General features: G+C 52.3%; 13 protein-coding genes. All 13 read left to right on the top strand.

The genetic code is table 11. The features are described 5' to 3' along the window. The first annotated feature begins 91 nt into the window (after nucleotides 1-91). The 13 genes from EVJ23_RS01335 (at nucleotide 92) to EVJ23_RS01275 (ending at nucleotide 13,766) form a co-directional block, all read left to right on the top strand. Nucleotides 92-2,149, top strand: a complete 2,058-nt coding sequence (locus EVJ23_RS01335; RefSeq protein WP_199749299.1) for a peptidoglycan D,D-transpeptidase FtsI family protein — start codon at nucleotides 92-94, stop codon at nucleotides 2,147-2,149. Nucleotides 2,150-2,301: 152 nt separating this feature from the next. Further along, a complete protein-coding gene (locus EVJ23_RS01330) occupies nucleotides 2,302-3,240 on the top strand; it encodes a PstS family phosphate ABC transporter substrate-binding protein (RefSeq protein ID WP_131463765.1) in 939 nt (312 codons plus the stop codon). Nucleotides 3,241-3,324: 84 nt separating this feature from the next. Further along, on the top strand, nucleotides 3,325-4,269 hold the full coding sequence (gene pstC, locus EVJ23_RS01325; protein WP_131463763.1) for a phosphate ABC transporter permease subunit PstC: 945 nt from the start codon (nucleotides 3,325-3,327) through the stop codon (nucleotides 4,267-4,269). 1 nt (nucleotide 4,270) lies between these two features. Beyond that, entirely contained in the window at nucleotides 4,271-5,182 is a 912-nt protein-coding gene (gene pstA / locus EVJ23_RS01320) for a phosphate ABC transporter permease PstA (RefSeq protein ID WP_131463761.1), read from the top strand. Between the two features lie 103 nt (nucleotides 5,183-5,285). After that, on the top strand, nucleotides 5,286-6,047 hold the full coding sequence (gene pstB / locus EVJ23_RS01315; protein ID WP_233589588.1) for a phosphate ABC transporter ATP-binding protein PstB: 762 nt from the start codon (nucleotides 5,286-5,288) through the stop codon (nucleotides 6,045-6,047). A 15-nt stretch (nucleotides 6,048-6,062) separates the two neighbouring features. Beyond that, nucleotides 6,063-6,725, top strand: coding sequence for a phosphate signaling complex protein PhoU (gene phoU, locus EVJ23_RS01310; RefSeq protein WP_131463758.1), 663 nt, complete (start codon nucleotides 6,063-6,065; stop codon nucleotides 6,723-6,725). A 120-nt stretch (nucleotides 6,726-6,845) separates the two neighbouring features. Further along, a complete protein-coding gene (locus EVJ23_RS01305; RefSeq protein WP_131440104.1) occupies nucleotides 6,846-7,610 on the top strand; it encodes a DUF4912 domain-containing protein in 765 nt (254 codons plus the stop codon). Nucleotides 7,611-7,622: 12 nt separating this feature from the next. After that, complete coding sequence (locus EVJ23_RS01300) at nucleotides 7,623-9,824, top strand: 1,4-alpha-glucan branching protein domain-containing protein (RefSeq protein ID WP_131463756.1); 2,202 nt, start codon at nucleotides 7,623-7,625, stop codon at nucleotides 9,822-9,824. Nucleotides 9,825-9,908: 84 nt separating this feature from the next. Then, on the top strand, nucleotides 9,909-10,073 hold the full coding sequence (gene rpmG, locus EVJ23_RS01295; protein ID WP_016510885.1) for a 50S ribosomal protein L33: 165 nt from the start codon (nucleotides 9,909-9,911) through the stop codon (nucleotides 10,071-10,073). Between the two features lie 56 nt (nucleotides 10,074-10,129). Then, entirely contained in the window at nucleotides 10,130-10,684 is a 555-nt protein-coding gene (locus EVJ23_RS01290; protein WP_071397741.1) for a 5-formyltetrahydrofolate cyclo-ligase, read from the top strand. Beyond that, nucleotides 10,663-11,433 carry a DUF92 domain-containing protein gene (locus EVJ23_RS01285; protein ID WP_070327028.1) on the top strand — a complete coding sequence of 257 codons (771 nt, stop codon included), beginning with the start codon at nucleotides 10,663-10,665 and terminating at the stop codon, nucleotides 11,431-11,433. Before EVJ23_RS01290 ends, EVJ23_RS01285 begins: the two co-directional genes overlap by 22 nt. A gap of 169 nt (nucleotides 11,434-11,602) precedes the next feature. Continuing rightward, the gene (locus EVJ23_RS01280) at nucleotides 11,603-12,559 is read left to right on the top strand and encodes an L-lactate dehydrogenase (protein WP_070327029.1); all 957 of its coding nucleotides are present in this window, start codon (nucleotides 11,603-11,605) and stop codon (nucleotides 12,557-12,559) included. A gap of 148 nt (nucleotides 12,560-12,707) precedes the next feature. Continuing rightward, nucleotides 12,708-13,766 (top strand): rhomboid family intramembrane serine protease, encoded by a 1,059-nt coding sequence (locus EVJ23_RS01275; RefSeq protein ID WP_070327030.1) that lies wholly within the window; start codon nucleotides 12,708-12,710, stop codon nucleotides 13,764-13,766. The last annotated feature ends 6 nt before the right edge of the window (nucleotides 13,767-13,772 follow it).

The raw sequence follows: 13,772 nt of genomic DNA, 5'->3' as shown, positions 1-13,772 counted from the left end.
CAAATTATGATATAGTAAAAATCGAGTCTGAAAATAGAAATACAGAAAAGTATAATATAGAAGCAACTGAAAGTGGAAGGAGATAACTGAATTGGCTAGACACCGTGTGAAAGTGCCGAAAAAACGGCGTAACCACCTTCCGTTACGATTAAATTTATTGTTTTTTATCGTCTTCATTTTGTTTGCGACGTTGATCTTTCGGTTAGGCGTCGTCCAAATCGTCAACGGAGAGTTGATCGCCCGAGAGGTTCAAAAGACCGAGTCGAGCAAAATCAAGTACGAGGTGCCTCGCGGCAAAATCTACGATCGGAACGGTCAAGTGTTGGCCGACACGATCTCGAACTATTCGGTCATGTACCGTCGCTCCCAAGTGACGAAAACGGAGGAGCGTCTCGATGTTGCGGTCAAACTTGCTAAGATCGTCGACATTCCGGAGAAAGATCGCAAAGTGACCGAACGGGACCGCAAGGACTATTGGATCGCCATCGATCCTGAGCGCTCGCAAGAACGAGTCCAATCGCTTCTCGCCGAGCTGCCGGAAGAAGAGCGGGCCGCCTTGTCGAACCAAGCAGTCGATCAGTTGCTGCTTGATTCAATCACGCAAGCAGAGATCACGTTCGATGATGCGACCGAAGAGATCATCGCTATCAAACATAATATGGAGAGCGGGTACGCGTTAGACCCGCAAGTCATCAAAATCGGCGCGTCGCCGAAAGAGATGGCTTTGATCGAAGAAAACTTGGAGCTGTTGCCAGGCGTCAGCGTCGAACCGTATTACCAGCGGGCCTATCCGTTCGGTGAAACGTTCCAAAGCTTCCTCGGAAGCTATCGTCAAATCCCGGCCGAGCAACGGGCCTCGTATCAGGCGAAAGGCTACGGGTTGAACGATCGGGTCGGGACGTCTTATCTCGAGCAACAGTATGAAGATATTTTACGCGGGACCCCGGCTTATGACGTGTTCACGACGTATAAAGGCCAACCGGTCGGTGAGCCTACGCGCGTGAGCGGTAATCCCGGAAAAGATATCATCTTGTCGACGGACATCGAATTCCAAAAAGAAGTCGATGAGATCTTGAAGAAGGCGATCCGTGCCGGGCGTTCGGGGAGTCCGCACTTCGACCGGGCTTTCGTCGTCGTCATGAATCCGAAGACGGGCGAGCTGCTCGCTTTGTCTGGGCAAGAGTTAGATCTTGAGACGAACGAGTTTAAAGACGTCTCGACAGGAACCGTTCTCCGGGCGAGCCAAATCGGCTCGACGATCAAAGGGGCGACCGTCGCGTTCGGACTTGAAGAAGAAGTCATCAAGCCGGGCGAATACATTTACGACGCGCCGATCCGCATCGGGTCTTCGCTCAAATCGTCTTACCGGAACATGGGGAACATCAACGACCTCGATGCGCTTGCCATGTCGTCGAACATCTACATGTTCCAGATCGCGCTCAGGCTCGCCGATTATTATTCGACCGGCCAAATCGTCGGTGACAACGTCACCGAAGCGTTCAATACGATGGAGCACTACTATAAACAGTTCGGACTCGGGATCGAGACGGGCATCGATCTTCCTTACGAATCGATCGGTTTCCGGAGCGTGCCCGACCGCGTCACACTGTTGATGGATATGTCGATCGGTCAGTTCATCTCGTATACGCCGATCCAACTCGCGCAATATACGTCGACGCTTGCCAACGGCGGATATCGCGTGCAGCCGCATCTGTTAAAAGAGATCATTGAACCGGGCTCGCTCGATGAGATGAACAAACAAGTCGTCAGCACGTTCCAGCCGAAAGCGCTGAACAAAGTCGACATCCGCGACGAGTTCATCCAGCGTTCGCGTCAAGGCTTCCGTCAAGGGGTCGAGACCGGGACGTCACGGATTCTCCAACAGACGGGGATGACGGCGGCCGGTAAGACCGGGACCGCGCAAGCGATCGCGGAAGGGCCGGACGGCCAAGCGAAACGAAACGCGAACGGTGAGCCGATCAAGACGCTCAACTCGAACCACGTCGGCTGGGCTCCATACGACGACCCAGAGATCGCGTGGGCGATCATCATGCCAGGTCTTGAGGCGGAAGGCGTCAACACGCGCGTCGCCCATGACATCATGAAAGTATATTTTGATTTAGAAGACGTCCAAGCACAGCTCCAGTAAAGAAGTCACTTCGGTGGCTTCTTTTTTTATCTTTACAATTCTTTTACGTTCCGTTTATTTATCGTTAATAGTAGTTTATTAGGATGTTAATTGTAGGACGAAACAACAGACCCACAACACAAATCAAAGCAAACTCAAGGAGGACGTCAGAAATGTCTTGGATGAAAAAATCAGCTTTACTCGCTTCAATCACTTCGGTGGCCATCGTCGGTGCCGCGTGTGGAAACAATGAAGAAGGAAACGGCGGAGCCGAAGGGGACGCACTTTCAGGTAAAGTCGTCATGGACGGTTCGTCTACCGTATTCCCGATCATGGAAGCGGTCGCTGAAGAGTATTCAGCTGAACAGCCAGACGTTGAAGTAACGGTCGGTGTATCTGGAACGGGCGGCGGCTTCAAACGTTTCGTGACCGGTGAGACAGACTTCTCGAACGCATCGCGTGAAATCAAAGAAGAAGAAGCAGCCGAAGCTGAAGCGAACGGTGTCGAATACACAGAAATCGCGGTCGCACTTGACGGATTGGCGGTTGTCGTCAATCCAGAGAACGATTGGGCCGATGATATCACGATGGATGAGCTTAACAAGATGTGGACAGACAGCAACGTGAAGACATGGAAAGACGTCCGCTCGGACTGGCCGGATGAAGAGATCTCATTCTTCTCACCTGGTAAAGACTCAGGTACGTTCGATTACTTCAACGAAGCAGTTCTCGAAGATACAGACGTTCGCCAAGATGCACAGTTGTCAGAAGACGACAACGTCCTCGTGACGGGAGTTGCCGGAACGAAAGGCGCGATCGGCTTCTTCGGATACGCGTACTACATTGAAAACGAAGGAACGTTGAAAGCGTTGAAAGTAGACGGCGTCGAGCCGACAGCTGAGAACGTGACATCGTTCGAATATCCACTGTCACGTCCAATCTACACGTACGTGAACAACGCATCGATGCAAGAAAAGCCGCAAGTTGTAAACTTCGCACGCTTTATGAACGAAAATGCCGCAGCACTTGCTGAAGAAGTCGGCTACGTCGCGATGGAGCAAGCAAGTTACGATGAGAACGCTAAACTGATTGATGAACTCGCTGGTGAATAAATAGAGCAAATGGCAGAAGGTGAGAGACTCTCTCGCCTTCTCGCCATGCTTTCTAGTATGAAGAGGTAGGGAGCGATAAACGAGATGAACGAATCAAAAAATGAGTTCTCGATTCGAGAGATGATTAACGCGAATAAGCAAAAAAAATATAGTACGACGAACGTGTTTGATAAGGTCATGCCGTTCTTATTATTCTTGAGCGCATTTGTCTCGGTCGTCACGACGATCGGGATTGCTTTGACGCTCGGTTTCGAACTGTTCAAGTTCTTTGAAAAAGTTCCGGTACGCGACTTCCTCGGCTCGACCGAATGGTACCCGCTCAGTGCGGATCCGAGTTTCGGTGTTTGGGCGCTCGTCATGGGCACACTCCAAATCACGCTCATCGCGATGATCGTGGCGGTGCCGCTCGGACTCGCATCGGCCATTTATTTGAGCGAGTACGCGTCTGAACGGGCCCGGACGATTCTCAAGCCGATCCTTGAAGTCCTCGCCGGCGTTCCGACAATCGTCTTCGGGTTCTTCGCCTTGTCATTCGTCACACCGATCTTGCAGTCGCTCATTCCGGGGTTGAAGATTTATAACGCCCTCAGTCCAGGGATCGTCGTCGGCATCATGATCATCCCGATGATCGCGTCGATTTCGGAAGACGCGATGAGTGCCGTTCCGAAAAAGATTCGTGACGGGGCACTCGGCCTCGGTGCGACACGTCTAGAGGTCGCCCTCAAAGTCGTCATGCCGGCCGCGCTCTCAGGGATCATCGCTTCGATCGTCCTCGGGATGAGTCGAGCGATCGGTGAGACGATGATCGTCACGATCGCGGGTGGGTCGCAACCGAACTTCGAGTTCAACCCGCTCAACGCGATCCAAACGATGACGGCGTATATCGTCCAGATCGCCAAAGGTGACGCTGGTTACGGGACAATCGAATACTATAGTATCTATGCGGTCGGTGCGCTTCTATTCATCTTTACGCTCGTGATGAACTTGTTCGCGAACTGGGTGACGCGCCGCTTCAGAGAGGAGTACTAATATGGCTTTGCCGAACAGTGAGTTCAAGAATACGAAGAACTATATTGACCATGAGACCGTATCGCGACGGATTAAAAGTCGCCTACGATTGAACGAAGTATTTAAATACATCTTTTTAGCGGGGCTCGTCTTCGCCTTGCTTGTCTTATCGACGCTTATTTATGACGTGATCTCAAAAGGTGGCGGCTGGGTCAATCTCGACTTCCTCCGCAACTTCCCGTCACGCCGTGCCGAACAGGCCGGTCTTTATCCGGCTTTGATCGGGACGCTTTGGCTCATGATGCTAATCGTGCCGATGGTGTTTATCGTCGGTGTCGGTGCCGCGATTTATTTGGAAGAGTACGCACCGAAAAACCGGCTCACATCGTTTATTGAAGTGAACATCTCGAACTTGGCGGGTGTCCCGTCGATCGTGTTCGGTTTGCTCGGATTGACGTTCTTCGTTCGGACGGCCGGACTTGGCAGCTCGGTCATGACTGGGGCGCTGACGCTCGGTCTGATGAGTTTGCCGATCGTCATCGTCGCGTCACAAGAAGCGTTACGGTCCGTTAAGATGGAGCTACGTCACGCGTCGCTCGCTATGGGTGCCTCGAAATGGCAGACGACGTTCAACGTCGTTTTACCGTCAGCTATTCCAGGGATCATCACCGGGATCATCTTGGCCGTATCCCGGGCCATCGGCGAGACGGCACCGCTCATCATGATCGGAGCGGCGACGTTCATCTCGACGACACCGAACAATGTATTTTCAGACTTTACGGCGCTCCCAATCCAAATTTACAACTGGACGAGCCGTCCACAAGCAGAATTCCAAAACCTTGCCGCTGCCGGTATCATCGTCTTGATGACAGTGCTCATCACGATGAACTCGGTCGCAATCTATATCCGCAACAAGTATACAAATCGACATTAAGTCGCAGCAGTAAACGAGGAGGACTCTCGAGATGATGAAACAAACAGAGCTTAAAGGAGATCACAACGTGAATACAACGACGACCCAACCGAACGAGACCGCGATGCAAAAAGACAGCGCCTATGTCGTGAACAACTTGAACTTATGGTACGGCGACGATCAAGCATTGATCGACGTCAATCTCGACATTAAGAAAAACGAAGTGACGGCCATCATCGGTCCGTCTGGTTGTGGGAAGTCGACGTTCATCAAGACGTTGAACCGGATGGTCGAACTCGTCCCGACGGTGCGGACGAACGGGGAGATTCTTTACCACGGCCGCAACATCTTTGATCGTGACTATAGAGTTGAAGATCTCCGCACGTCGGTCGGGATGGTGTTCCAGCAGCCAAACCCGTTCCCGAAATCCGTGTACGACAACGTCGCGTACGGACCGCGCACGCACGGGATCAAAAATAAAAAAGTGCTCGACGAGATCGTCGAACGCTCACTACGCGGCGCCGCAATCTGGGAGGAAGTGAAAGATCGCTTGAACGAGAACGCCTACGGTCTCTCAGGTGGTCAGCAACAGCGCCTTTGTATCGCCCGGACACTTGCGATTGAACCAGACGTTATTCTTATGGACGAGCCGACGTCAGCGCTTGACCCGATCTCGACACTTAAAGTCGAAGAGCTCGTCCAAGAGTTGAAAGAACAATATTCGATCATCATCGTCACGCACAACATGCAACAGGCAGCACGTGTGTCTGACAAGACGGCGTTCTTCTTGAACGGGGAAGTCGTCGAGTTCGACGCAACCGATAAAATCTTCTCGAATCCAACTGACAAGCGGACTGAAGATTACATTTCTGGCCGGTTCGGTTAAGAGGGGGAGATTACTATGGCACAAAATCGCGCATTTTTTGATGTTAAATTAAACGAACTAGAAGAGAAAGTCGTTCGCCTGGCGAACTTGACGATGCGCCAAACGGCGACAGCAATCGAGGTGCTTGAGAAACGAGACCTCACGCTCGCCCAGACGGTAATCGACAATGATAACGAACTAGACGACCTCGAACTTGAAATCAACGACCAGGCGATTCTCTTGATTGCCAAACAACAACCGGTCGCGACCGATCTTCGTCGCTTGATCGTGACGATGAAGTCCGCGACCGACCTTGAACGGATCGCGGATTACGCGACGAACATCGCCAAAGCCGTGACGCGAATCGAGCACGTCCCGTACTTGCTTGACATTAAGCCGCTCAAGCAGATGGCCGAACAGTTGATCGATATGCTTGAACTCGCAACCCGTGCCTATCGTAAAGGTGAAGCCAGCCGGGTCCGTGAGTTGAATGAGATGGATAAAGTCATCGATGATCTCAACTTACAGGTGATCAAGCAATATATCGGAAGTCTACCGACGATGACGGTCGGAACGAACGATGTTTATGAGTTTGCAAACATCGCCCGCTATCTCGAACGGATGGGCGACCATGTGACCAATTTCGGGGAACATTTGATTTTTCTCGAAAAAGGGAAGCATTATGATTTAAATCAGTGATAAAAGTGGTAAAGAACAACAGGTCTGTTGTTCTTTACTTTTTTTTTGTGCAGGAGTTCACTGAAAAAGAACGAATACGTAGAGCATATGGATTTTTTTTTGGAAGGGAGCCAGACATAAATGGAAGAGAAAATCGTATCCTTGAAACAACAAGGGCTTACGTTAAAACAGATTGCAGAACAATTAGACATGCCAGTCGGAAAAGTCCAGTACGCATGGCGTAAATGGCGTTCCCAGAACGGTGAGGTCACCAAGCCGACAACCGCTCCTAAAAAATCTTCTAATGAAGGGAAGGATAGAATGAAACGAAACGAGAAAGAAGCTCCAACAGTGGGGCAGGTCGCCTCGACACTCCATCACGAAGAGCCGAAGCAGTCACCGCTCCTTGAAACAGGTCCAGACGGTTTTTGGAAGCTTCCAGACCGCTACGATGTCGACCTCATGCACGCGGTCGTTCAATCCCCGAACGCGGTCTATGTTTTTTGGGAAGTGTCAGACGCTGTGAAAGAGACGCTGACGATGCAGTTCATGCGCCCGTGGGAAGATTTGCCGAAGGCGTTCCGCATCTTAGACATCACCCTGCTCGATTACACATCTGGTCATGCGAACCGGTCTTATACGTTCGAGTTGCCGGAAATGACGAACAGCTGGTTCGTCCGTCCGCTCGACCCGAACACGACGTACGTCTTCGAATTCGGGATTCGGACGATGGAAGGCGAATTTCTTCCGCTCGTCGCCTCGATGCCGATTGATACGCCGCGGAACGAACCGGCAGGAGTCGGACGTTTTGCCGAGCCGGTCAGACGTTGGCAATTCGGTGAAGTCGAGTCACCAGAACTACTCGATACGTTACCAAAATATTCTGCATACCGCTGCGTACGCTGAGGAGGACACACTATGAAACCAGGTTATTTTTCACTCGTCCTACATGCCCATCTTCCGTACGTGAGGCATGAAGAGAAACACCGGCTAGAAGAACGCTGGGTATATGAAGCCATCTCCGAGACATACATCCCGATTCTGTGGCAAGTCGATCGACTTCAACGGCCCCTGCATTGGACGGTCAGTATCTCTCCGCCCGTCATCGAAATGCTCGCCGACCCACTCGTCCAAGATCGCTATCTCGGGCATTTAGATGAGATGCTTGAACTGATCTCAATCGAACTGGCTGAGGGTCGGAGCGAACAAGAAGTCGAGACGCTTCATTTTTACGAACGCCGTTATCAAGACTTGAAGAACACGTTCCTCCATTGGGAGAAAAATTTGAACCATGCGTTCCGTACATATCGTGAGCAAGGCTTCATCGATATGGTCACATGTACGGCGACACACGGTTTCAACCCGCATCTGTTCACCGATCAGGCGGCACGGGCCGAGATTCGGACTGGATTGAACTGCTTCGAGCGGCATTACGGCTTCCGTCCGACCGGCATTTGGTTACCGGAATGTGCGTATACGCCAGGAGTCGACCGCATCCTCTATGAGGAAGGGATTCGCTACACGTTCGTCGATGAGCACGCGTTGCTCGAAGCCGACCCGACGCCGGACAAAGGCATCGGTGCGCCTGTCTATTCGCCGCACGGAGTCGCTTTATTCCCACGTGATCAAATCATCTCCGGGAAGATTTGGAGTTCGATGATCGGTTATCCGGGGCATCCGGACTATCGCGAGTTTTATCGCGATCTCGCCTACGACCGGGACTGGGAATACATTCAAGCGTTCATGCATCCAGAGGGCATCCGCTTCGACACAGGTCTGAAGATGCATCGCATCACGGGCGACAGCGACGAAAAAGACTTTTACGTCCGCGGATGGGCCGAACATCAAATCGATAATCACGCGACCGATTTCGCGGAGACGCTCGCGGCGCATTTAGAAGCGCACGGTGGACAAACGTTCCCGCCGTTCCTCGTCACGGCACCGTTTGACGCCGAACTGTTCGGCCATTGGTGGTTTGAGGGCCCTGAATTTTTAGGGCAAGTCGCAGAGCGACTAGAGGCATACGGGATTGAGACGATCACGCCGGCACTCTTCCTCGAGCGTCATTTCCAAGACCTGCAAACAGTACAAGTTTCGATGAACACGTGGGGCCGGAAAGGTTACGGCGATGTGTGGATCAACGAACGCAACGAATGGATGCTCAGACATTTGCACACGATGGAGACGCAACTCGTCAAAGACGTGGCCGACTATCGGAACACCTCGCCACTCGCCGACCGGGCTTTGAGACAGCTCATTCGTCATTATGTGCTCTCAGTCTCGAGCGATTGGGCGTTTATCTTGGACGGCCAGACGACGGCGCAATACGCCGCCGAACGTTTCCGCGAACATACCCGCCTGTTTGCCGAACTCGAGACGGCGCTCTACGAAGGCAAGCTATCGGATCGCTTGCTAGACGAGCACTACACGGTCTATCCGTTCTTAGACGACGTGGATATTGATATCGATACGTTCCTATCTCCACACGACTATTATGTGACGCAGGAGCGTGGCGAAGAAGGTGAGGTCATTCTCGTCCTCACGCCAGAATATACAGGCAATATAGTGGGCGACCTCGGTCACCGCGTCGTCGCTGAAGTCGAGGCACGAGCGGCTGACGGGGAGACCGTTTACGTCCTCACGCCGCACAGTGAAGGATTGCCTGAATATGAGCGCCACAATCGCGTGCACGTGTACCGGGTCCCACTCACGAGTCCGTTTCTAGAGCATGTCATGAACCAAATCGCTGCTCAGAACGTCGCCTACGTGAAACTCGTCCAACAGTTACAGACGATGGTCAACTTCAAAGCGGTCCATCATTTTGATTGGATGACGATTCCAGCGGCACGTTCACTTGCGAAGTCACTAGATGTTCCGTTATACTCAACTATGTTGTCATTTGAAACGACCCGCAACCCGCACGGGCACGGTGGCCTGTTCGATGCGATCCATCGCATTGAGAACGGCGTCCTCTCGGAAGCTGATACGGTTTATGTCGGTGAACAGCTCTCGATCGAGGAGCTCGCGACGCGGTATGTGATCGGCGATAACGTAAAAACGTGCCTACCGCTCGACGCGTCACCGTACGGGCAGAAACGTTTGAAAAAGAACGTGAAATAACCTTGCTTTTTCAAAAAAAACTTGGTAGGATAATTGAGTATGCTTAGACTGTAAAGCAAAAGCACTTGATACAACATTAGTAAGATGGGAGTGAAAGATATGCGCGTTAAAATCACACTAGCTTGCACAGAAACAGGCGATCGCACGTACATCACGAAGAAAAACAAACGTAACAACCCAGAGCGCCTCGAATTGCGCAAATACAACCCACGTCTCCGTCGTCACACGCTTTACCGCGAAGTGAAATAATTGAGACCGGCCGTCACTCATGTGGCGGCCTTTTTTTTCGATAGGAGGAATAACAAATGACAGCTAAACAAGAGCTCCGAAAAGCGGTTCATGTGAATATTCGCGTGCTCACCGATCGTGACGGGCGTGATGAAGCGATCCTACATACCGTGGCGTCGCTCCCTGAGTGGCAACAAGCGTATACGGTCGCACTCACATTGTCACTCGACCTTGAAGTGAATACGCGTCCGCTCATCGATACAGCTTTAAAAGCAGGAAAATCGGTGTTGGTGCCGAAAGTAACGAAACAGGGGCTCACGTTCCACGAAATCAGGACGTTCAGCGACCTCGAGCCGGGGGTAATGGGTATTCTCGAGCCGACGACCGCGGAAACCGACCTCGACATCGATGTCTGTATCGTCCCAGGCCGTGTCTTTGACCGTTCTGGATATCGGATCGGTTGGGGCGGGGGTTATTACGACCGTTTCTTAGCGACATATCGCGGTGCGACAATCGCGCTCGCCTACGACGTACAAGTGCTCGACGAAATACCGATCGAACCACACGACATACCTGTCGAACTGATCGTGACAGAAAGGGAAATGATTCGATGCTCTCAATCGTCCTCGTAACTTGTCTAGTTGCACTGGCCGGATATCGTCTCCGGTCGTTGACGTTCTCTGGGGCGATCTTGACGATCGTGACAGGGACGGTCATCGGGTTTGGTTTTGGCTGGTTCGGGCTGTACTTGCTCGGTGTGTTCTTTTCGACGTCCTCGCTCGCTTCAAAATATCGCGCCCGCGACAAGGCGTCGGTCGATGACATCGTCGAAAAATCCGGACCGCGTGACTTCGTGCAAGTGCTTGCGAACGGAGGAATCGCTATGCTCACCGCCGTCGGAATGGCGATGACTTCGAACGAGGCGTGGCTATTCGCTTACGTCGTTTCAATCGCGGCGGCGACGAGTGACACGTGGGGGTCGGAGTTCGGCGTCCTCGCATCGCGCCGACCGCGCTCTATTTTGACATTGCGTGAAGTTGAACCGGGGACGAGCGGTGGGGTGTCACCGTTCGGTACGCTCATGTCCGTCGCCGGCGCGACGATCATCGTCTTGGCATCGCTCCCGTTCTTAAACATAACGATGGGCACGCTATTTCTATTGATTGCGCTCGGTCTGAGCGGCAGCGTCGTCGATACGTTGCTCGGTGCGACCGTGCAACGTAAGTATCGCTGTCGGACGTGCCGAAAACTGACGGAGAAAAAGCTGCATCACGGTGAAGCGACCGACTATGTATCTGGATGGCGCTTTCTCGGCAACGACGCCGTTAATTTCTTGGCGATCGCCTCCGCGGCAGCGATTGGTTTTCTTGTTTTCGCCTAAGGGTAGTACAGAGAATGAGGATGTTTCAAACGAATGTGAATTTTGTCACAATATTGCCAAACTGAAAACGGTTTCTCTTGTATTGACTGTTTGTGAATGATGTTACAATCTAGGTGTAACAGACAAAACAAAAACATGAAACAGATTGTTTGAAGGGTGGAAAAACAACATGGAAACATTAAATCATGCAAAAGTAACACGGGTCGCTCTCGTCGGGGCCGGAGCGGTCGGTGCAAGCTTCGCGTATCAATTGACGACAGCGAGCCTATGTGAAGAACTCGTCATCATCGATATCAACAAGGCGAAGGCAGAAGGCGAAGCGATGGACTTGAACCACGGCGTCTCGTTCGCTTCGTCACCGATGCGCGTCTGGGCTGGAGATTACACGGACTGCGGTGCTGCAGATATCGTCGTCATCACGGCTGGCGCTCCTCAAAAACCAGGTGAGACACGTCTCGACCTCGTTGAGAAAAATGCGAAAATCATGAAATCGATGATCACTGAAATCATGGCTTCTGGCTTCGACGGTATCATCATCCTCGCATCAAACCCGGTCGATATCATGACACACTTGGCTTGGAAATACTCGGGTCTTCCGAAACATCGCGTCTTCGGTTCAGGGACTGTACTCGATACGTCACGCCTCCGCTACATGCTAGGTGATTACTTCAACGTCGATCCGCGCAACTGCCACGCTTACATCATGGGTGAGCATGGCGATACCGAGTTCGCGGCGTGGAGCAACGCCCGGATTTACGGCAAATCGGTCGAACAGTTGCTCGAAGAGAACGACGAGTATACGTGGGAAGACCTTGAAGACATCTACGTCAACGTTCGTGACGCTGCGTACCACATCATCGAACGTAAAGGCGCGACGTACTATGCGATCGGTCTCGGCTTGCTTCGTCTCGTCAAAGCGGTGCTCCGTAACGAGAACACGCTACTCACGGTCGGTGCCTACTTGGACGGAGAGTACGGCTTGAACGATATTCATATCGGTGTGCCGGCAATCATCAACCGCCAAGGCGTGCGTCAAGTCGTCGAAATCGAATTATCAGAAGAAGAGAAGCAGAAAATGCTCCATTCGGCAGACGTGTTGTTGAAAACGATGCAACCTGTTTTATAATATATTCGCGATATAGACGTAGTCGGCGTATGCCGGCTACGTTTTTTATGTGTTGGTACGGACGCCGGACAGATTCAGAAAGCGCCAACTTTTGTCGTCATGATCGAATTGGATTACAATTAAGACAGAAGGAAAGGAGGGGATTCAGTTGACGCAACCGGGATGTTTTTGGGAAGACATTTACCATGCGGTCGAGGCGGGCGGTCGGGTCGAAGGTATACTCGAGCCTTCGCGCGCGCTGCTATTGTTCGACACGAAAGCTGGAGACCTCTATCACCTGTACATAAAGACGGATAAGGCGTGGGCAAACCATGTCGCGATCGAGATCGAGGCGGTCATGAGCTCGTTCCGACTCGCACGACTCGGGCGTGCGAAGCTTCACGTTCATATATACGGCGACCCTCTCGTCGATGAGGAGCGACTTGAGACGTTGTCGTTCCAAGTCGCGGCCAAGGTGAGACTCGACAGGCACGCGTGTGGCGATGAACAAGATGAGACCCGGTTTCGGTCGCTCGCGCTCGCACTCGATAAACAGCGAAAAGCCGAACTGAAGAAGCGATTCTCATTCGGTGAACCGCAACTCGTCTATGCGCTCATGATGTTGACGTTTGTCGTCATGTGGCTCGCCGAATCGCTCGGCTCGACGCTCGATCCGAACACGCTCATCCGATTCGGCGCCAAAGTCAATCCGCTCATCGACGATGGCGAATGGTGGCGCCTCGTCACACCGATGTTCCTTCATATCGGCTGGTTTCATTTTGCGATCAACATGTTCGCGCTCTGGTCGCTCGGCCCGCTCGTCGAACGCATGTATGGGTCACCGAGGTTCTTGACGATCTATCTGTTGGCGGGCGTCATCGCGTCGACCGCCTCCTACGCGTTCAGTGAGGCGATTTCGGCCGGGGCGTCCGGCGCATTGTTCGGTCTCGTCGGCGCACTGCTCTATTTCGGACTGCGTGACCGCTCGCTGTTCATGAAGACGCTCGGCCCACCGCTGTTTATTATGTTAGGATTAAACGTAGGGCTCGCCTTCGTCCTCGGTGCCAGCTTGGACCACTCGGCCCATGCCGGGGGCCTCATCGGTGGATTTTTGATGGCGGGCGTGGTCGGATTACCTGATGAAACGACAAAAAAATGGCGCCTGTTGTTCACGGCGCTAGCAGTTTTATTGACCGGGACACTATACTGGCTCGGATATCATCGATGACAAAGG

Origin of the sequence: Exiguobacterium sp. SH1S1 (genome assembly GCF_004337245.1) — a bacterium.
Lineage (GTDB): Bacteria > Bacillota > Bacilli > Exiguobacteriales > Exiguobacteriaceae > Exiguobacterium > Exiguobacterium aurantiacum_A.
The sequence above is the reverse complement of the archived record's forward strand: the minus strand, read 5'-3'. Positions and strand labels throughout refer to the sequence as shown.